Genomic DNA, 19,581 nt, shown 5'->3' on the forward strand with positions numbered 1-19,581 from the left:
TGATGAATAAGAATCTTTAGGCGGCTACTTCTCTTAAGTCTACGGCTACAACTCTTGAAACACCTTGTTCTACCATGGTTACACCATAAATAATATCCGTACTGGCAATGGTTCGTTTGTTATGAGAAACAATAATGAACTGTGACTGATCTGAAAATTTCCGGATAATATTATTGAATTTATCAATATTGGTATCGTCCAATGGCGCATCAACCTCATCAAAAATACAGAAAGGTGCAGGTTTTAAAAGATATAGAGAAAACAGCAGGGCAGTAGCCGTTAATGTTTTTTCTCCACCAGATAATTGGTTGATAGACAGGGGCCTTTTACCCTTCGGACGGGCAATAATATCAATATCGGCCTCCAGTGGATTAGCCGTGTCTGATAAAATTAAATCGCAACTGTCTTCATCATTAAATAAAGAGCGGAAAACCACAATAAAATGCTCTCTTGCCTGCGTAAAGGCTTGCATAAACTTCTCTTTCGCAGTGTCGTCAATTTCTTTAATGGTTTGCAAAAGATCAGTTTTAGCTGCAATAAGGTCCTTTTTTTGATTTTGAATAAAGGTGTAACGTTCATCCATTTCCTTGTAAGCTTCCATAGCCATAGAATTAATGGCACCAAACTCATCCAGTTGGCGTTTCATTTTCTCTACTTTTTGGCGAAGATCAAATTCACTTTCTGTTACTTCGGTTTCTGTTTCTAAAAGATCATTAATATCAATATTAAATTCAACAGCAAGCCGTTCTTTTAAGGCATTTAAATCAATTTTTAATGCATTCTTTTTGTCCTTTAGCTCGGTTAACAGAAAATCTGTTTCTTCTCTGTTTTTACGCAGACTAGTCAGGTTGTTTTCAACCTCATTGATATTGCCCTTACTTTCAAAATATTCTTTTTCAGCTTCGGCTAAACCCTTTTCCATTTCTTCACGCTGCTGATACATTTCTAATAGTGTATCGTCATTTAAATCGGTATGTTGCAGTGTTTTAGTGATTTCAGCTAAGGTTTCCTGTAAATCCTTTTCGTTTTGCTCAATGCGTTTATTTAATGCTTCTTCCTGTACAAAACGATAGTCTAAATCCTTTTCAAGACTTGTAAGCTTATTTTGTTGCTGATGGAAACGAATATTATCCTGATTATATTTTCCAGCTGATTCATTAACCTGATCGGCAATTTCCTGGTAATTAATTTGTTGTTCCTGTAAATTAATGTGCGCTTCCTGTTGATTCTTTTGTAAAGTAACTAAGGCCGGAAGTTTTTCAGAAAGCCCCTTTTCTATAGAAATAATCTTTTGTGCAATATCTGCTTTACGGTTTTCGCTCGTGGTAATAAACTCATGATACTGGTCGCGGCGGGTTTGTACCGAAATGTATTCGTTATTTAACTTGTTTAATTCCTGTTGTAAGGTGTTGATCTGGTTGAGTTTAGATGCTTCCTTAAGGTTGAAAATGTTATTTGTTTCTGCTGAAATAACGGTATTAAATTGATTAATTTGTGTTTCAGCTGTTTTTATTTCTTTTGCTAAGTTTTCTAAATTTTTAGCACGACCGATTCTTTTACCTTCAAATAAACCAACTGAACCGCCTGCCAATGTGAATTTAGTTTGGGCGTACTTACCATTTTTAGCTAAAATAGTTAAACTTGCTGTTGGGTTTTGCTTAAATAACAGTTCCTGCTCACCCGTAACGATGTATACATTTTGAAGAAGCAAATTACAAAGATGCTGATACTTTTTATCTACTTCGATTACCTGCAAAGCTGAAATTAATCCTTCGTGATCGCTGATTGAAGGATTTTTATCCGGGACGTTTTCCAGAATGAAAAAGTTTGCCCGGCCACGGCTGGCATCAGTTAGCAAATTGATGGCCTGGACGGCATCTGCATATTTCTCCACCACATAATGGTTCATTACGGGTTCGAGATAGTTCTCAATCGCAATGCGGTAATCTTCATTACAAAATAAAATATCAGAAAGAAGCAGGGCACTTTTTGCAAAAGCATTATTCTTTTTTAAGAAGCGAATCGACTCTGGAAAGCCCTCTAAACTATCTACAAGAGATTTCGTCAGATTATATTCGTTTTGTTTTGCATCTTTTTTACGGTTTTCAGCATTAAGTTTTTCTTTGTTGGAACTTAGATTGATTTCTGCATCAGCTAACTTTGTTTTTAGTATTTCCTCTGCTTCTGTGTATTGTTTAATGCTGCTTTGCTTTTCTCTAACCTGAATGTCGAGCTCGGCCAAAGCATGGTCAAAAGCTTTTAACTCTAAACTTTTAATTTCTGTATCGTCCACATTTCTATTGGTTTCCTGTACCAAAGCATCTTTTTGGATGTTTAAAATATCAATTTCCTTTTGCGATTGATAGACTTGATTTTGAAGATCATTAACAGATTTAACCAGGTTATCTGTCCTGTTTTTTTCAGTTTGCTGTTGCTCCCTTAAAGTATCCAGGGTTTGTTTTAACAGTTTTAAATCAGATTCAAGGCGATTAAAAACTTCTGTTTCAGTGAGCACTTCTTCATTTAAGCGCTTAATGTTATATTTAATATGGTTAACCTGGTTTTTGTCCTTCTCCAGTTCACCGGATAAGCGGTTTTCTTTCTCCTGCAGAAAACGCATTTGCTCATTTTTAACTTTCTTTTCGCTTTCGTAAGCACGAATTTTAGAAACAAATTCGTTTGTAGCTCTTTGTTGAACAGAAAGATTCTTTTCCTGGTTGATGCTGCCCAGTTTAAGTTTTTGTAATTCGGCTTCGCCGGTATCAATTTTAGTGCTTAACTCCGTTCTGTTTACCTGTTGGGCTTGTTCCTGACTTTCTAAAGCATTTAAATCGGTACGAAAGAAAGCAATACGATGCGTGGCCAGCTGAACACTTACTTCGCGGTATTGCTCTTTTAATTTATAATAGCGTTCTGCTTTTTTAGCCTGATTTTCTAAAGTTTTAAGGTTCTTTTCGATTTCAAAAAGTAAATCTTCCACACGCTCTAAATCGGCCTCAGTGTCTTTTAACTTATTGAAAGTCTGTTTTTTGCGGAGTTTGTATTTGGAAATTCCGGATGCTTCTTCAAATAGGGAGCGGCGTGAATTTTCTTTATTGGAAATAATTTCATCAACCATTTTTAACTCAATGATCGAATAACTGTCAGAGCCGATGCCTGTATCCAGAAATAAATCGGTAATGTCTTTTAAACGACACTGAACGTCATTTAAGCGATACTCACTGTCGCCGTTTCGGTATAATTTACGGGTAATGGTAACCTGCGAATAGGCGGTAGGCAGTATGTTTTTGGTATTATCAAAACTTAAAGAGACCTCAGCAAGCTGAGCCTGTTTTCTATTTTTGGTGCCATTAAAGATGATGTTTTCCATCTTTTCGGATCGCAGTGCCCGTGTGCTTTGTTCGCCCAAAACCCAGCGCATGGCATCAATGACATTAGATTTTCCACAGCCATTAGGTCCAACAATAGCCGTAACACCCTCGTTAAAGTTAATGGTAACTTTATCGCCAAAACTTTTAAAACCTTTAATTTCTAACCGGGTGAGTTGCATTTACGTGATCCTTGGAACAGGAACTCAATAATAAGGATAAAATTTTAAAAATTAGCCTCAAAATCATAAAGAATTTAGCATATGAATTGTTGATTTTCTTTTAAAATAAACAATTCAATAACATGTTTGTCATTTGTAAAATATCCAATAACTAAAACTTTCTGTAAACTTTAATGGTAATATTGGATAATTATTTTTGTCAATTAATTAAAATTTAAACATTCAATTATATGGAATACAGAAGATTAGGTAAATCTGGTTTGCAGGTAAGTGCTTTGTCGTTAGGAAGTTGGTTAACTTTTGGTGCACAAATCAGCGATAAGGTTGCCGATGAACTGATGGGAATTGCTTATGATGCGGGGGTAAACTTTTTTGATAATGCCGAAGGCTACGCAGAGGGTAAATCAGAAATTGTGATGGGTAAAATCCTTAAATCTAAAGGTTGGGAAAGGGAATCTTTCGTGGTATCGAGCAAAGTATTTTTTGGAACAGAAAACAAGGGCCCAAACCAAATGGGCTTATCACGCAAACATGTTGTAGAAGCCTGTAATGCAGCTTTAAAACGCTTGCAGGTTGATTATCTGGATTTATATTTTTGCCACAGACCAGATAAAAGTACACCTATTGAAGAAACGGTTTTAGCCATGAATACTTTATTGCAGCAAGGTAAAATTTTGTATTGGGGTACATCTGAATGGAGTGCGGCAGAAATTACCGAAGCCATTGCAGTTGCAAAAGATTACCGTTTAATTGGCCCAACAATGGAGCAGCCTCAATATAACCTCTTTGAACGTAAAAAATTAGAAGATGATTTTTTGTTGCTTTTCCGTGATCATGGATTGGGTACCACCATTTGGTCTCCATTAGCATCTGGCTTATTATCAGGTAAATATACTAAAGGAGATGTGAAAGATACCCGTTTAGCTGATGCAAAACTGGGCTGGCTAAAAGACAATGTTTTACAGGCCGACCGGTTAAAAAAAGTAGAAAAACTACAAAAAGTGGCTGATAAACTAAATGTTTCTCTGGCTAAATTCTCTTTGGCCTGGTGCCTTAAAAATCCAAATGTAAGTACTGTTATTTTAGGTGCCTCAAAAGGGGAGCAGTTGAAAGAAAATTTAACGGCTTTAGAAGTTGTGCCTTTGCTTACCGATAAAATAATGGAACAGGTGGAAGAAATTATGGGTACAAAACCTAAACTTCCTCAATTTTAAATTTAACACGTTAAGCTTGTCAAAGCTTAATTTGTTTCGACAAGCTTAACGTGATATTTTGTATAGTGCTGTTCTTTAGTTTTTTACGATCATCAATTTAGCAAATTTAAGCAACAATTGTTTATTGCCTAATCCCTGAAAAAATACAGTTGCCTTAATATCAGGTAATTGACCTTCCAGGCTAATAATTTTTCCGAAGCCAAATTTTTCGTGTTCTACTTCCATTCCTCCCTGAAACTCATGGGGCTGTGAAGGCATAAAACCAGGTGTGGGTACGTGTGCTTTTGGTAAAATTGAAGTTGTTTTTGGCCGAACCGGAGGAGCTGAAGCTGTTGTAGTTGCCGGTTTTGGTTTGCTGAAGAAATCACGGGGTTGTGAGGTCCATGTTTTGCGTTCTTCATCAAAATTACCATACAGGAAACTGCTTTTTGAAGCTGGTTTTACATCCAGTTCTAAGAATTTAGGACTTATCTCATTAATAAAACGACTTGGTTCACAGTTTGTTAAAGTTCCCCAGCGGTAACGTGAAGTTGAATAGGTTAAGGTTAATTTTTTCTCCGCACGGGTTATAGCAACATAAAATAAACGGCGTTCTTCTTCCAGATCGGAACGTGAATTTACCGACATTTGCGAAGGGAAAAGGTTTTCTTCCAGTCCAACCACAAATACATTTTTAAATTCTAAACCTTTGGCTGAGTGTATGGTCATTAAAGAGACTGTATCTTTGTTTTTATCCCCATCCTTATCGTCATTGGTTAATAAGGCAACATCCTGCATAAAAATATCCAAACCACGTTCTTCAATATCCTCACGTTCAGCAAATTCTTTTATACCATTTAATAACTCCTGAATGTTCTCGTAGCGGCTTCGGCCTTCTACACTATCATCGTTATATAATTCTTTTAAAATACCTGCATGTTGTGCAATAAATAAAGCTGTTTCGTATGCATCCAGTTTTTTAGCTTCTGCGGCAAAACTTTGAATCATCATCGAAAAATCATTCAACTGATTGGCTAAACGGCCATCAACGTACATATGAGCATTGGAAATTACTTCCCACATGGTTTTATCATGCTGATCTGCGGCAACAATAATTTTATCGATAGACGTATCGCCGATACCACGTTTAGGATAATTAATTATGCGTTTTACCGCTTCTTCATCATTAGGGTTGAAGGTTAAACGGAAATAAGCAATTAAATCTTTAATTTCTTTACGCTGATAGAAGGAAAGGCCTCCATAAATTCTATATGGAACGTTAAGCTTGCGTAACGATTCCTCCATAGCCCTGCTTTGTGCATTGGTACGGTATAAAATGGCGAAATCATGGTAGTCATAACCTTTAGTGCTGCGTTCCTGAACGATGGATTCAGCAACCAGTTTACCCTCCTCGTTATCTGTAAAAGCACGCGAAACCTTAATCCGGTCACCAGGCTCATTATCAGAAAAAGTATTTTTTTCTAACTGATTTTTGTTATTGGCAATAATGCTGTTGGCAACCTCTACAATATTTTGGGTAGAGCGGTAATTTTGCTCTAATTTATACACTTTCAAATCCGGATAATCCCGTTCGAAGTTTAAAATATTTTGAATGTTTGCCCCACGAAAAGCATAAATACTTTGTGCATCATCGCCCACAACACATATATTCTGATAAGCAGCAGCCAGCTTTTTCACAATGGTATATTGCGAAAAGTTGGTATCCTGATACTCATCCACCATTAAATATTTAAATTTTTGCTGGTATTTATTTAAAACATCAGGATGATCCTTTAATAAGATATTGGTTTTGAAAAGTAAATCATCAAAATCCATTGCGCCAGCTCTGAAACAGCGTTTAGCATAAGTCTCGTAAATCTGACCAATTAGCGGACGTTTGTTTTGAATATCTTCGGCCTGAATCTGATCATTATTAATGTATTCAGCCGGAGAAATCAGGTTGTTTTTTGCAGAAGAAATGCGGTTAAAAACAAAATTGGCTGCATATAATTTATCATCCAGTTGCATTTCTTTCAAAATACTGCGAATTACACTTTTACTATCATCTGTATCATAAATGGTAAAATTACTTGGATAACCAATTTTTTCGGCTTCAACACGAAGAATTTTTGCAAAAACAGAGTGGAAAGTACCCATCCAAATGTTTTTCGCCTCAGCACCAACTACTTTACTGATCCGCTCTCGCATATCCTTACTCGCTTTGTTGGTAAAGGTTAAAACCAAAATATTAAAGGCATCCGTACCCGATTGAATTAAGTGGGCCACTCGATATGTGATTACCCGGGTTTTGCCCGATCCGGCACCCGCAACAATCATTACCGGTCCTTTTGTATTCTCTACTGCTGCTCTTTGTTGTGGGTTTAATCCTTCTAAATAGTCCAAATCGGCTCCTGTTTTTTTGAGGTTCAAAAATAACAAATTATGTGCGCTTATTAAAAGGTGTTGGTAAATTGAGGATTAATATTATTCTAAGTACCAAAGCTGTTGCTTTTTTGGAAAGCAGAGCCTGTATTTTATTGGAATGATAGTCCCGTGCTGCGCTAATCCCGATGAAAAATCGGGGAACCGCTTCGCCCGGGTTTAGGCGGGCAATAAAATGCAAATAATTTGATTATATAGCATTTTCGCTATCATCTCCATCTGTTGTTACGTAAATATTAAGTTTCTCATTTATAAATTCGTAAAGCCCTTCATCAAACATACCCTGCGTTTGGCTTCTTCCAAATCTTATGGTATTTAATAAAACGTCCTTATTCTCCAATATTACAGTAACCTGTGTTTTCCAATTGGGCAATGCAATAATCAGGTTATTTTCATTATCATGTATTTCCCATTTTAACGATTGAAATATCTTTAATAAATATGCCCTGTTTTCAATTAAGTTTTTGCCTGGGATTCTTTTTAATTTTCTTCCGCCGGTAAATAATTTGAATAAAAGGAAGCCTAAAACTAAAGCCGCTAAATTGGCAATTACGATATACATAGAATAGCCCTGATTAAAAAGACGGATGTTTTTTAGCGTAATGATTATTGAACTTAAGGGAATAATTCCAATAATAAATACTTCGATACATGAAATTAAAATACGGCTGATTTTGCTTCTTTTCAGGTACAATTTATTATTTCTTATACTTTTTAATACATCAATTCTCTCTGCGTCAATCATTTTATTGTTTTAATCGTTATTCTACATCCAGTCCTGATCGCCACTTTCTATTTGATACAGCCAATAGTTTACAAGGTTTTTAATCTCAGTGTAGTTGCCATATTTGAAACGGATTTGTCCGGCAGCCGTGTGGAGGCAAAGATGACCAACATCTACACTTTTATGCCAGGGATACTGAAATGTTGTAATGGCTTGTATTTTATTCGGGGTAATAATTTCATGAGAAATATCCCAGATGCCACTTTTTTTAATGATAAATTCTTCGTTCACGTTAATGCGATGCCTTTTATAACTGATATAAATCATCAATACACCAATTAAAAAATAGACACTGGCCAGCGGCAAAAACGGCTTAATTTGAGGAACATTGAAGCCGATAATTAAAAATATAGCGATCGGTAAAACCAGATTGAAGAAAATCGGGAGGTTCAAAAATCTCCAGTTGGGAATAAATAGTTTAGCACTGGCCGGAATTTTACCCAGTATCATTTTAATTAGCTCATCTCTTTCTGTAACGTTGCAACCCGGAACTTCCAGTGTGCTGCCGTGTAATTCTTTGCCATTTTTAGCATGTCCGTTTTTAGCCTGTTTCAACCTTACATTGAACATGTTCATTTTCTTCTGAAAATAATTCTGACTGTAGGCTGTAATCTGCACTTTATCAGGGCTTACTAAAGTATTCTTTTTTGCAAATAATCCCGATGAAATCAGTAAAGAGTGCTGATGTTTGCTTATTTCTAGTTCAAAGTATTTTACAAAAGTTCTGACCAGATTAATAACCAGCAATGCTACCAGAAAGATAATGATCAGTACACTTACAGAAAAAAAAGTCGTTAAGCCCGTAAGTGCTGATTCAACCCGTCCTTTATCCACCTCATAAATATTCATAAACTCGCGTAGGTTATGAAAAACGAAATAGAAAAATGCAGCCAGTAGGGTTAAACTCTGCCCATAATTAGAAGTCAGGCCGACTTTAAATAACGTTAGCGCACTTATTTTTAAAAAAGGGAGTGTTTCAGGCTGAATTTGTTTTGTTTCTTCTTCAACAGGCGAAGCAGAAGTGGCCCGGTTGAGTAAATGTGCCTTTAAATTGTAAGCTGAGGCTTCATCAATGGCTTTAATACTAACTTCTTCCCCGTGTGCACCCGCCGTATCGATCTTTAAACCGTAAACACCAATTATTTTTTGTAAGATGGATTGGTTAATGTTAACCTGCTGAATTTTATCCAGTTGGATGGTAACCTGATCTTTATTGATTATTCCTTTGTGAATAACAAATTCCTGTTTTTCCTTATTTAAAAAGAAGGTAAATTTTAAATACCATAAATAGGCAAACAACAAACTAACCAATACAATAACCAATATGGCCAATAAAAAATAAAGAACGCTGACTGTTTTAAATTTTACAAAAGCGATAACAATTGGAAAAATTAAGGCCCTTGTAATTTTAATTAAAGTGCTGGCCGTCATGATGATGATGCCGTGCGCAGATTGCCGATGAGGTTTGCTGAAGTCGTAATCCATTAATTTACTTCAGTTTTATCGGCTGTTAAATCCAGTTTCCTTAAAAGCAATTCCTTTATATTTTTTGCATCCTCAATAGGAATTCCGGTAATGTGTAAATGCCCGGTTTGCCCGCCTGCAGTAAAAATTTGAAGGGCACCCAGTTTATATATTCTGGAAAATACACCTTCATTAAGTTCGATATGCTGTATTCGGTTTAAAGGAATTATAGTGGTGCTTTGGGCAATTATACCGCTTTTATAAACGATGTCATGTGTTCTTAAAGCGTAACCCCTCTTTTTAAAACTTGCTTTGAATAATAGGAAAAGCAAAGCAGCAAGGGTTAAATGGCCAATAATAATTGTGGTTAAATAGGCTTTGACTTCAGGAACAAGCAAACAAACTGCGGTTAATGCCAAAGCAAGCAGGAGCAAGAAAATTAAGAGATTAATGAGGATGATTTTCCAGTAATTGCGATGTGGCTTATTTAACTCAATTTCTTCGTATCTGGGAATTGAGCGGATATCGATTGTATCATTTTCAAATTGGGACATTATTTCTTCGCTTTCAGTTAAAGATAAAACAATTGATCAATTAATAGATTAAAGAGATATCGTTTTGTTACCGCACCACAATGAATTTCTTGATGGCAGAATACTGACCTGAATCTGAAGAGATTTTAAAAAAGTAAACACCAGGATTGAAATTAGCTGTATTCACATCCAAAGTGTGTTTGCCAATGTTCAGGTATTCATTTACGACGGTTTTAACCAGACGGCCCATTAAATCATAAATCTGCACATTAATTTTATCTGTTTCCGGTAAAACAATATCGATGTACGTTTGGCTTGCAGCAGGGTTGGGATAGTTTTGTGAAACAATGAACATCAGAAACCGATCAAAAATTGCTTTGTTAATGGCATCAAAAATAACATAACTTACCAAGCGGTAACCACGGGCATTTGGGTGAAAAGAATCCTGATATAGCGAAAAATCTCTCCGCATGGCTGCATTTATATCAGCGAGGTAAATTTTATATTCCGAAACCAGTTTTCTGTAAATGCCATTTAGCGTTCTGATGTTGTTATTTACCGCAACCAAATCCTTGTTTGTACGGTCATCAACATATTGTAAAGTGCAAAGAATAGGAACCAGTTTCTGTTTCAGGCTGCTTTGAATTAGTGAACGCATATTAGCCTCTGTATTGGCTATTGTCGATTTTCCGGCCGCTATAGATATCGCATCGTTAATCCCCATATCAATTACAATAAACCCTGTTCTGTCGGCAATTGCCCGGTCAATACGCAATAAACCTTGTGCAGTTGTTTGTCCGCCAATCCCCTGATTGGTAATGTCTACCACTTTACCCGTGTAGCAATTAAGAAAGTTGTTGGCAAGCATGGTTTGAAAACCAAAACCATTAACCCCTTCAACAGTGCTGGCTCCAAAAGTTACAATGTTTATGCTGTCTTTGGCATAATATTGAGCCGCTTCGGGGCAACTTACACGTGGCGTATTTTGATTTTGAGCAGAGGCTGAAATGTTGAAACAAAAAAGCAGCAGCAGAAAGGGATAAACTATTGCGCTTAATTTCATTGTTAAAGTTCTTTCAGACAGGATTTAAGGATTTGAATGTTGGGGCGCAATTTAATAAAAAATTAAACAATCTATTTGAAGAATATTTGCGTTTTATCAAATAAATATGATAAAATAACTTGAGGATTTAAAATTTATGCAATAAAGCCATTTTGATTTGTCAGATCAGGTTAAATTAATTCAGGTTTAAGGCAAAGTTTAATGCCTTTTACCTTAAAATCCTATATTTGCCCAAATTCATTTTGTTATGCAAGAGATTAAAAATTATGTAGAAACGCACAAACAACGTTTTTTAGATGAGTTGTTTGAGTTATTGCGTTTTCCATCGGTAAGTGCCGATCCAAAATATAAAGCGGATGTATTAAAAACAGCTGATTATGTGGCCCAAAAGCTAAAGGATGCAGGCGCAGATAACGTGGAAATATGCGCTACAGCAGGTTATCCAATTGTTTATGGCGAAAAAATTATTGATGCTTCTTTGCCTACAGTGCTGGTTTATGGTCATTACGATGTTCAGCCGGCAGACCCGATTGAATTGTGGCAAACACCTCCTTTTGAACCAACTATCCGCGATGGTAAAATTTATGCCCGCGGTGCCTGCGATGATAAAGGACAATTTTATATGCATGTTAAAGCATTTGAATTGATGATGCAAACCAATACCCTTGCCTGTAATGTGAAATTTATGATTGAAGGCGAGGAGGAAGTAGGATCGGCTAACCTTGGTATTTTCGTTAAAAATAATGCGGAAAGATTAAAGGCTGATGTGGTTTTAATCTCTGATACTTCGATGATTAGTATGGAAAATCCATCTATCGAAACTGGTTTGCGTGGTTTGGCTTATATGGAGGTAGAAGTTGTTGGGCCTAACCGCGATTTACACTCAGGCGTTTACGGTGGTGCAGTAGCCAACCCGGCAACAATTTTATGTAAAATGATTGCTTCGTTACACGATGAAAATAATCACATCACCATTCCGGCATTTTATGATAAAGTGATAGAATTAACAGATGGAGAAAAGAAAGCCTTAAATGCTGCACCATATAATGAAGCTGAGTATAAAAAAGATTTGAATATAGAAGAAGTTTGGGGCGAAAAAGGCTATAGTACTTTAGAGCGTACCGGAACAAGACCAACTTTAGAAGTAAACGGAATCTGGAGTGGCTATATCGGTGAAGGTGCTAAAACCGTATTGCCAAGTAAGGCAAATGCAAAAATTTCTATGCGTTTGGTTCCAAACCAAAGTTCAGATGAAATTTCTGAGATTTTTGCTAAACATTTTGAAAGTATTGCACCAAAAAATGTTAAGGTTAAAGTTACTGCCCACCATGGTGGCGAGCCTGTAGTTACGCCAACCGATAGTGTAGCCTATAAAGCAGCAGAAAAAGCCATTGAAGATAGCTTTGGCAAAACAGCAATTCCAACAAGGGGTGGAGGTAGTATTCCAATTGTTGCTTTATTTGAAGATGTTTTGGGCATTAAATCGGTACTATTTGGTTTTGGCCTGGATAGTGATGCTTTACACTCTCCAAACGAAAAGTATGACATTTACAATTATTATAAAGGCATTGAAACTTTGCCTTTGTTCCACAAATATTTTGCTGAATTAAGCAAATAAAAACTTTATTGCAAAATTTTAAAATCCCTGTTTGTTTAAGCTAAACAGGGATTTTTTGTTTTGTGAACTAAAGCTGGGTTTTTCATTTGCTCTTCAGTTCCGTCATTTGCTGCAATCTTTTTAATTCCTGGCCTACCAGGCATAAAGAATCTGTTTAATTGGCTGTAAATGCTTCGTGCCTTCAGCATAACAGTATAGCCAGGGTGCTGCAACAAAAGGTATTTCCGCTATTGCCGGGTTTATTTATAATGGTTTGTTTTTCATAGGTGCTTATGATTAGCAAAAAGGGTTGAAATGGGAGCAGGACTTCTTTAACTTTTTAATACGGGAATTGATTCTCAAAAAAATCAAAAACCATTTTTAGTTATTTTTTTATAAATTGTGCTCATGAAACACCTCATCTCATCTCTTTTGCTTTTAGCTGCGCTTCCTTCTTTTGCGCAAAGTACTAAAACGATTAAGCAATCTGGTAATCCAGTATTTTCAGGATGGTATGCTGATCCGGAGGCAGCTATCTTTAATCATAAATATTGGGTTTATCCTACCTATTCTGCAAAATATAAAGAACAGGTTTTTTTGGATGCTTTCTCTTCAGATGATTTAACCAGCTGGAAAAAACATGACCATATTTTAGATACTGCAGCCGTTAAATGGGCTAACAAAGCAATGTGGGCACCTGCAATTGTACAAAAAGACAAAAAATACTATTTATTTTTTGGTGCAAATGATATTCAGAGTGATCAGGAAATTGGTGGAATTGGAGTGGCTGTTGCAGATAAACCAGAAGGGCCATTTAAGGATCATTTAGGAAAACCTTTAGTTGATAAATTTTATAATGGAGCGCAGCCCATTGATCAGTTTGTGTTTAAGGATAAAGATGGGCAGTATTATTTAATTTATGGCGGATGGCAGCATTGCAATATCGCCAAATTGAATAAAGACTTTACCGGTTTTCTGCCATTTGATGATGGAAAAATTTTTAAAGAAATTACGCCTGAGCATTATGTAGAAGGACCGTATATGTTTATGCGCAACGGGAAATACTATTTTATGTGGAGTGAGGGTGGTTGGACCGGGCCGGATTATTCAGTTGCCTATGCCATAGGCGATACACCTTTTGGTCCTTTTAAAAGAATTGGCAAAATTTTAAAGCAAGATCCAAAAATTGCAACAGGTGCGGGGCATCATTCTGTAATTATGAATGAAAAAAAGAATCAGTACTATATTGTGTATCACCGCAGACCACTAACGGAAACAGATGGAAATCATCGGGTTACCTGTATTGATGAAATGAAATTTGATCAGGATGGAAATATCTTACCTATAAAAATTACAAATGAGGGCGTAAAAGCACAAAAGGCTAAATAATTTTCTTTACCCACAGAAAAATTTAATGTTTTTCTGTGGGTAAAACTTTAACCACTTAAATTGTAATTTCTTCTGTTACCATCGGAACATGCCTTTTATTAAGTAAATAATATCCGTAAGCACATAAAAATAAAAGCGCTGCCAAACCTCCCCAAAGCCAGTTGTAACCAAATTGCTTTGCAATATAAAAACCTGCCAGGGGGCCTACAACCTGCGCAAAAGACCAGCTTAACGTGTAACTGGCCGCATATAATCCACGGTTGTGCTGATTACTTCTGCTAATTACTAATGTGTTAATAAAAGGCAGCGAAAACATTTCTCCTATGGTGAAAGTTATTATCGCCAGTATGGCAATGCCGAGATGAAAAATTAAAGGAATGCTTAAAAATATATAAGATGAACCAAAGAAAATGGCACCCACAATGATGAAAAAGATTGGCGGACGTTTTTTTTCAATCTTATTAATCATAATCATTTCAAACAATGCGATTAAGCCTCCATTAAGGCCAATAATAATACCGATGGCAAATTCGTTAATGTGCCATTGTTCTTTAAAAAATATAGGAACAACCCTAAACATTAAAAAAGCGCAGGTAATAAAAATTGTGGTCAATAATATAAATTGTACGTAGAAAATATCCTGCCAGGGCTTTGTAATAATCAATTTGCTTCTGTTTTCTTTTGCTTGTTTAATAAAGTCTTTAACTTTTGGAAGCAATAATAAAATAGAGACGCCAACTAGAATACTAACCACACCTTCTACAATAAATAACAGTTGATAATTAATGGATGCAATTAAACCACCTAAAGTAATACCAGCAGAAAAACCCATGTTAACAGCCAAACGGTTAAGCGAATAGGAGCGTGTTGTAGTACCCTCTTTTGCATAGTTAGCAATCGCAGCAAAGTTTGCAGGTCTGAAAGCTTCTGAAAAGAAACTGATGACCACAGCTAAAACGCAAAGCGTAGAAAAATGGCTTATGGTAGAAAATAAAATAAACAGAACGCCACTTATAACCGAAGATAGTATTTGAACAGGCCTGAAACCAATTACATCGGTTAATTTTCCACCGGCAGCTGAACCTAAAATAGAGCCTACACCAAATAAAGCAATAATTAAGCCTGCATCCATTTCTGAGCGGTGCAAACTTTGCGTAACATAAAGGCCCATAAAAGGCACTGCCATACTTCCACAACGGTTAAGCAACATTACAACACTTAAAAGCCACGTTTCGCGACTTAAACCACTAAAAGATTCCTTGTAAGTATTGAGAATGAGCTTGAACATTAGGCATTAGGTTTAGATGGTAAATGTACTAAACAGTTTATTTTTTTTTAGTCATATGCAGGCTAAATTAAAATTTATTAGCAACTGATTTTGTTTATTTTTGTTACATGCCGGTAAGTAAACCTAAGGCTGCTGTAAGTAGAAAAACAACTGAAGCGATTAAGCCAAAACGTGTAGTAAGAAAGAAAAAAAAGAATGGCTTATCCACTAAATGGAAGGTTGCACTGGCAGGTTTATTACTGGTTTTACTTTCGCCACTTTATTACGGATATATTTTAAATGGCTTTGTAGCAACCTGGCGCTGGGTAAGAGATTGGGGCCAGGATCCAAACTACAGAACCTATAAAAGTTTTAACATCAAAATTCCTAAAAAATATGCTATTCATGGAATTGATGTTTCTTACTACCAGGGTAAAATAAACTGGTCAAAAGTAAAATTGATGAAAGAGGATGAAGTGAGCATCAGATTTGCTTTTATAAAAGCAACAGAAGGTGTTTTATTGGTCGATCCTTATTTTCAACGCAATTGGAGAGAGGCCCCAAAAGTCGGAATTGTTTGTGGAGCATACCATTTTTTCAGGCCTAAAAGAGATGGCAAAACGCAGGCTAAATTCTTTTTGCAGGTTGTTGATATTGAAAAGGGCGATTTACCTCCTGTAGTTGATATAGAATCTCTTGATGGTATATCGCCACTTAAAATGCGTACAGAACTGATGGATTTTTTAAACTATGTGGAACTAAAAACTAAAGTCCGCCCAATTATCTATACGGGCTTAACTTTTTACAAAGATTATCTGGAAGATCACTTTGATGGTTATCCCTTATGGATTGCGCACTATTATCAGCCTAAATTAAATTTAGATAAAAGTAAATGGAACTTTTGGCAACATTCTGATAAAGCCAGAATAAATGGCATCGGGCATATTGTAGATTTTAATGCATTTAATGGGGATAGTTTAGCTTTCGAAAAAATGAAAATAGATAAGCTTTAGCCGGTAGTTTTCAGTTCACCAGTTTAAACAACTAACCAACTATCAAAGCGAATCCTAGATTGTCCAGCTTTCACACGTCTCAAGGAAAAATTCATCAGCTTCGGCACCAATTCCGGGTTTATCAGGCACATCTAAAAAGTAACCATCATAAGTTAATCCACCTACCACAGGATCAACTAAATGGCCTAATAAACAGGTATCTAAATCAAAAAACTCCACATTAGGACTTGCTAAAGCAAAATGCAAATTTGCACTTAAGGCAATACGACTTTCCAGCATGCTGCCAATCATACATTTTACACCTTTTTGCAAAGCTTCTTCATGGATTTTCTGAGCTTCTAAAATTCCGCCAGATTTAGAGAATTTAATGTTTAAATAACTTGTAGACTGGCTATTAATTAATTTTCTTGCGTCATGGTGATTATAACAACTTTCATCGGCCATTAATTTGATCGGGGAGTTGACGTTTAATTCGGGCAAACGATCATCATACCAGGTTCGCATAGGTTGCTCGCAAAACTCTATATTGTACTTTTCCAGCTCAGTTAAAGCAAATAAAGCATCATCAAAACTCCAGCCCTGATTAGCATCTAAACGTAAAATCATATCATCCCCAACAGCTGTCCTGATTTGTTTAACCCGTTCAATATCATCATGAATTTTCTTTCCCAATTTGATTTTAATAATCCTGCAACCCTGACTCTGATATTTTAAAGCCGTTTTAGCCATTCCCTCAGGTGTATCAATACCAATCGTCATGTCGGTTTCTATGGTGCGTTTTTGTCCACCTAAAAACTTATATAAGGGCAAATCTGCGTGTTTAGCAGCAATATCAAATAAAGCCATATCAAAAGCACTTTTTATGGTGCTGTTATGATCCGCATAACCCAATAAATCATTCATCCTTTCAGGAATATCCAAGGGATCTTTTCCTATCCAAATTTGAGCAAAATCTTTGGCCATGGCCAAACAAGTATCCTGTGTTTCACCAACAATCATTGGAAAAGCAGAACATTCGCCGATACCGTGTATTCCCGAATCGGTATAAACCCTGATCAATACATTTTGAGCAAAGTGCATGGTGCCTGTTGCAATAACAAAAGGTTCCATCGGAATGCTAAAGCGATATATTTCGGTATGTGTGATTTTCATTTTTTAGATTTTGGATATAAAACTAAAGGTATAATGTTCCGGCATGAAATTAGAAATTTCTGTCAACTTTATCAAAAAACCTATGCCTTACCATGTAAACCCTTTACCTTTACCGTATGGAAAATCAACCTAATCATTTAATCAAGGCCTCATCACCCTATCTTTTACAACATGCATATAATCCGGTTAACTGGTATGAGTGGGGTAGCGAAGCTTTAGAGAAAGCCAAAGAGGAGAATAAATTGATTTTAGTGAGTATTGGTTATTCTGCCTGTCATTGGTGTCATGTAATGGAACGCGAAAGTTTTGAAAACCATGAAGTGGCCGAGGTAATGAACCAGCATTTTGTTTGTATAAAAGTAGACCGGGAAGAACGGCCGGATATTGATCAGATTTATATGTATGCCATACAATTAATGACTGGGAGTGGTGGTTGGCCATTAAATTGTATTTGTTTGCCTGATCAGCGCCCGATTTATGGAGGTACTTATTTTCGTAAAAACGACTGGATTAATATTTTAGAAAATATTGCTGCACTTTGGGCAAATGAACCAGACAAAGCAACCCAGTATGCTGAGCGATTAACCTCAGGTATTCGCGATAGTGAAAAAATTATTCCTGCAGTAAGAACCGAAGACTATACAAATGCAGATTTAACCGAAATCGTTAATCCCTGGAAACACCATTTTGACATTAGCTTTGGGGGCTATAACCGGGCACCTAAATTCCCTTTACCCAATAACTGGGTTTTCTTATTGAGGTATAGTTTTCTGAAAGATGACGAATCTGTTTTTACAGCAACCTGTAATACACTCGAGGCCATGAGCCGTGGTGGAATTTACGATCAGATAGGCGGTGGTTTTGCACGTTATTCTGTTGATGATCAATGGCATGTGCCGCATTTTGAGAAAATGCTTTATGATAATGCGCAGCTAATTAGTTTGTATGCGGAAGCGTATCAATGTACAAAATTCGATTCGTTTAAACAAACTGCAATAGAATGTATTGATTGGGTGTTTAATGAAATGACATCTGCCGAAGGGTTGTTTTATTCTGCGCTGGATGCAGACAGCGAAGGTGTGGAGGGTAAATTTTATACCTGGGATAAAGCAGAATTTGATCAGGTTTTAGGAACGGATGCGGCTTTAATTGGTGATTATTATAATGTTACCGAGGAAGGAAACTGGGAAGAGGAGCAAACCAATATTTTACGCAAAACCGTTAACGATGATGACTTAATCGCTAAATATGGAATCGAAGCAGGAGATCTTTTCGATAAAGTGAAAACATCAAATGCAAAATTGCTGGCGGTTAGAAATAAGAGAGTAAGACCGGGATTAGACGATAAATGTTTAACCGCGTGGAATGCTATGATGATTAAGGCACTAGCCGATGCTGCCCAGGTGTTAAACCATAATTTGTATTATGAAAAGGCTTCAACTGCTGCCCGGTTTATTTTAAAGCATTTAAAAACGGATAACGGAGGTTTGTACCGTAATTATAAAAATGGAAAAGCTTCTATCACTGCGTTTTTAGATGATTATGCTTTTTTAATTGAAGCATTTATTGCCCTGTACGAATGCGACTTTGACGAAAACTGGTTAACGGAGGCAAAGAAATTAACAGATGATGTGCTGGCCAATTTTTCTGATGAAGAATCGCCAATGTTTTTTTATACCTCTGCTACTGCTGAAGATTTAATTGCCCGTAAGCACGAAGTGATGGATAATGTTATTCCGGCTTCAAACTCGGTTATGGCTCAAAATTTAAAAAAACTGGGCTTATTGTTTGATGAAGAAATTTACAGTAAAAAGGCTTCTGAAATGCTTGCAGCTGTACAGGCTAAGATAAAAACTTATGGTTCGGCTTATTCTAACTGGGCCATTCAATTGCTTAATGAAGTATATGGAATAAATGAAATTGCCATAACTGGCTTAGAAGCTGATGTGATTAAATTAGAATTAAGCGGGCATTATATTCCAAACAAAATTACATTAGGCGGAACAAAAAGTAACCTGCCGCTGTTAAAAGGTAAGCAAAGCAATGAAACAAAAGTTTATATTTGCCGAAATAAAGTATGCCAGTTACCGGTTAACACTGTTGAGGACGCATTAGAGTATTTACAATAAATTAA

13 protein-coding genes are annotated in these 19,581 nt (G+C 36.3%); 5 read left to right on the forward strand and 8 right to left on the reverse strand.

The window, feature by feature from the left end:
• Positions 1 to 16: 16 nt before the first annotated feature.
• On the reverse strand, positions 17 to 3,550 hold the full coding sequence (gene smc, locus O0955_RS13405) for a chromosome segregation protein SMC (RefSeq protein ID WP_269428059.1): 3,534 nt from the start codon (positions 3,548 to 3,550) through the stop codon (positions 17 to 19).
• A 230-nt stretch (positions 3,551 to 3,780) separates the two neighbouring features.
• On the opposite strand from smc, the gene O0955_RS13410 reads away from it, so the two are divergent.
• Positions 3,781 to 4,764 (forward strand): potassium channel beta subunit family protein, encoded by a 984-nt coding sequence (locus O0955_RS13410; RefSeq protein ID WP_269428060.1) that lies wholly within the window; start codon positions 3,781 to 3,783, stop codon positions 4,762 to 4,764.
• 75 nt (positions 4,765 to 4,839) lie between these two features.
• Here O0955_RS13410 and O0955_RS13415 read toward each other — a convergent pair whose 3' ends face one another.
• From O0955_RS13415 to O0955_RS13435, 5 genes are all read right to left on the reverse strand, one after another.
• Complete coding sequence (locus O0955_RS13415) at positions 4,840 to 7,146, reverse strand: ATP-dependent helicase (RefSeq protein ID WP_269428187.1); 2,307 nt, start codon at positions 7,144 to 7,146, stop codon at positions 4,840 to 4,842.
• 229 nt (positions 7,147 to 7,375) lie between these two features.
• Positions 7,376 to 7,930 (reverse strand): hypothetical protein, encoded by a 555-nt coding sequence (locus O0955_RS13420; protein ID WP_269428061.1) that lies wholly within the window; start codon positions 7,928 to 7,930, stop codon positions 7,376 to 7,378.
• 21 nt (positions 7,931 to 7,951) lie between these two features.
• Positions 7,952 to 9,454: a PH domain-containing protein gene (locus tag O0955_RS13425; protein WP_269428062.1), complete on the reverse strand. Its 1,503-nt coding sequence runs from the start codon at positions 9,452 to 9,454 to the stop codon at positions 7,952 to 7,954.
• Positions 9,454 to 9,987, reverse strand: a complete 534-nt coding sequence (locus O0955_RS13430) for a PH domain-containing protein (RefSeq protein ID WP_269428063.1) — start codon at positions 9,985 to 9,987, stop codon at positions 9,454 to 9,456. The genes O0955_RS13425 and O0955_RS13430 overlap by 1 nt, the downstream gene beginning before the upstream one ends.
• 67 nt (positions 9,988 to 10,054) lie before the next feature.
• Positions 10,055 to 11,029 carry an SGNH/GDSL hydrolase family protein gene (locus O0955_RS13435; RefSeq protein WP_269428064.1) on the reverse strand — a complete coding sequence of 325 codons (975 nt, stop codon included), beginning with the start codon at positions 11,027 to 11,029 and terminating at the stop codon, positions 10,055 to 10,057.
• A gap of 247 nt (positions 11,030 to 11,276) precedes the next feature.
• Between O0955_RS13435 and O0955_RS13440 the strand changes: the two genes are divergently transcribed.
• Both O0955_RS13440 and O0955_RS13445 read left to right on the forward strand, forming a co-directional pair.
• Positions 11,277 to 12,647: a dipeptidase gene (locus tag O0955_RS13440; protein ID WP_269428065.1), complete on the forward strand. Its 1,371-nt coding sequence runs from the start codon at positions 11,277 to 11,279 to the stop codon at positions 12,645 to 12,647.
• 387 nt (positions 12,648 to 13,034) lie between these two features.
• Positions 13,035 to 14,015, forward strand: coding sequence for a glycoside hydrolase family 43 protein (locus O0955_RS13445; protein WP_269428066.1), 981 nt, complete (start codon positions 13,035 to 13,037; stop codon positions 14,013 to 14,015).
• A gap of 55 nt (positions 14,016 to 14,070) precedes the next feature.
• Here the strand turns inward: O0955_RS13445 and O0955_RS13450 are convergent, their stop codons facing one another.
• Positions 14,071 to 15,303 carry an MFS transporter gene (locus tag O0955_RS13450; RefSeq protein ID WP_269428067.1) on the reverse strand — a complete coding sequence of 411 codons (1,233 nt, stop codon included), beginning with the start codon at positions 15,301 to 15,303 and terminating at the stop codon, positions 14,071 to 14,073.
• A gap of 107 nt (positions 15,304 to 15,410) precedes the next feature.
• Here O0955_RS13450 and O0955_RS13455 point away from each other — a divergent pair, with 107 nt between their 5' ends.
• On the forward strand, positions 15,411 to 16,295 hold the full coding sequence (locus O0955_RS13455; protein ID WP_269428068.1) for a glycoside hydrolase family 25 protein: 885 nt from the start codon (positions 15,411 to 15,413) through the stop codon (positions 16,293 to 16,295).
• A gap of 54 nt (positions 16,296 to 16,349) precedes the next feature.
• Here the strand turns inward: O0955_RS13455 and O0955_RS13460 are convergent, their stop codons facing one another.
• The gene (locus O0955_RS13460) at positions 16,350 to 17,447 is read right to left on the reverse strand and encodes a mandelate racemase/muconate lactonizing enzyme family protein (protein ID WP_269428069.1); all 1,098 of its coding nucleotides are present in this window, start codon (positions 17,445 to 17,447) and stop codon (positions 16,350 to 16,352) included.
• A 116-nt stretch (positions 17,448 to 17,563) separates the two neighbouring features.
• Between O0955_RS13460 and O0955_RS13465 the strand changes: the two genes are divergently transcribed.
• On the forward strand, positions 17,564 to 19,576 hold the full coding sequence (locus O0955_RS13465; RefSeq protein ID WP_269428070.1) for a thioredoxin domain-containing protein: 2,013 nt from the start codon (positions 17,564 to 17,566) through the stop codon (positions 19,574 to 19,576).
• The last annotated feature ends 5 nt before the right edge of the window (positions 19,577 to 19,581 follow it).

Origin of the sequence: Pedobacter punctiformis, from assembly GCF_027213715.1 — a bacterium.
GTDB classification, from domain to species: domain Bacteria; phylum Bacteroidota; class Bacteroidia; order Sphingobacteriales; family Sphingobacteriaceae; genus Pedobacter; species Pedobacter punctiformis.

Bases quoted from the DNA above. Each gene is read 5' to 3' on its own strand.
- smc (WP_269428059.1), bottom strand. From the start codon at position 3,550: ATGCAACTCACCCGGTTAGAAATTAAAGGTTTTAAAAGTTTTGGCGAT.
- O0955_RS13410 (WP_269428060.1), top strand. From the start codon at position 3,781: ATGGAATACAGAAGATTAGGTAAATCTGGTTTGCAGGTAAGTGCTTTG.
- O0955_RS13420 (WP_269428061.1), bottom strand. From the start codon at position 7,930: ATGATTGACGCAGAGAGAATTGATGTATTAAAAAGTATAAGAAATAAT.
- O0955_RS13425 (WP_269428062.1), bottom strand. From the start codon at position 9,454: ATGGATTACGACTTCAGCAAACCTCATCGGCAATCTGCGCACGGCATC.
- O0955_RS13430 (WP_269428063.1), bottom strand. From the start codon at position 9,987: ATGTCCCAATTTGAAAATGATACAATCGATATCCGCTCAATTCCCAGA.
- O0955_RS13435 (WP_269428064.1), bottom strand. From the start codon at position 11,029: ATGAAATTAAGCGCAATAGTTTATCCCTTTCTGCTGCTGCTTTTTTGT.
- O0955_RS13440 (WP_269428065.1), top strand. From the start codon at position 11,277: ATGCAAGAGATTAAAAATTATGTAGAAACGCACAAACAACGTTTTTTA.
- O0955_RS13445 (WP_269428066.1), top strand. From the start codon at position 13,035: ATGAAACACCTCATCTCATCTCTTTTGCTTTTAGCTGCGCTTCCTTCT.
- O0955_RS13450 (WP_269428067.1), bottom strand. From the start codon at position 15,303: ATGTTCAAGCTCATTCTCAATACTTACAAGGAATCTTTTAGTGGTTTA.
- O0955_RS13455 (WP_269428068.1), top strand. From the start codon at position 15,411: ATGCCGGTAAGTAAACCTAAGGCTGCTGTAAGTAGAAAAACAACTGAA.
- O0955_RS13460 (WP_269428069.1), bottom strand. From the start codon at position 17,447: ATGAAAATCACACATACCGAAATATATCGCTTTAGCATTCCGATGGAA.
- O0955_RS13465 (WP_269428070.1), top strand. From the start codon at position 17,564: ATGGAAAATCAACCTAATCATTTAATCAAGGCCTCATCACCCTATCTT.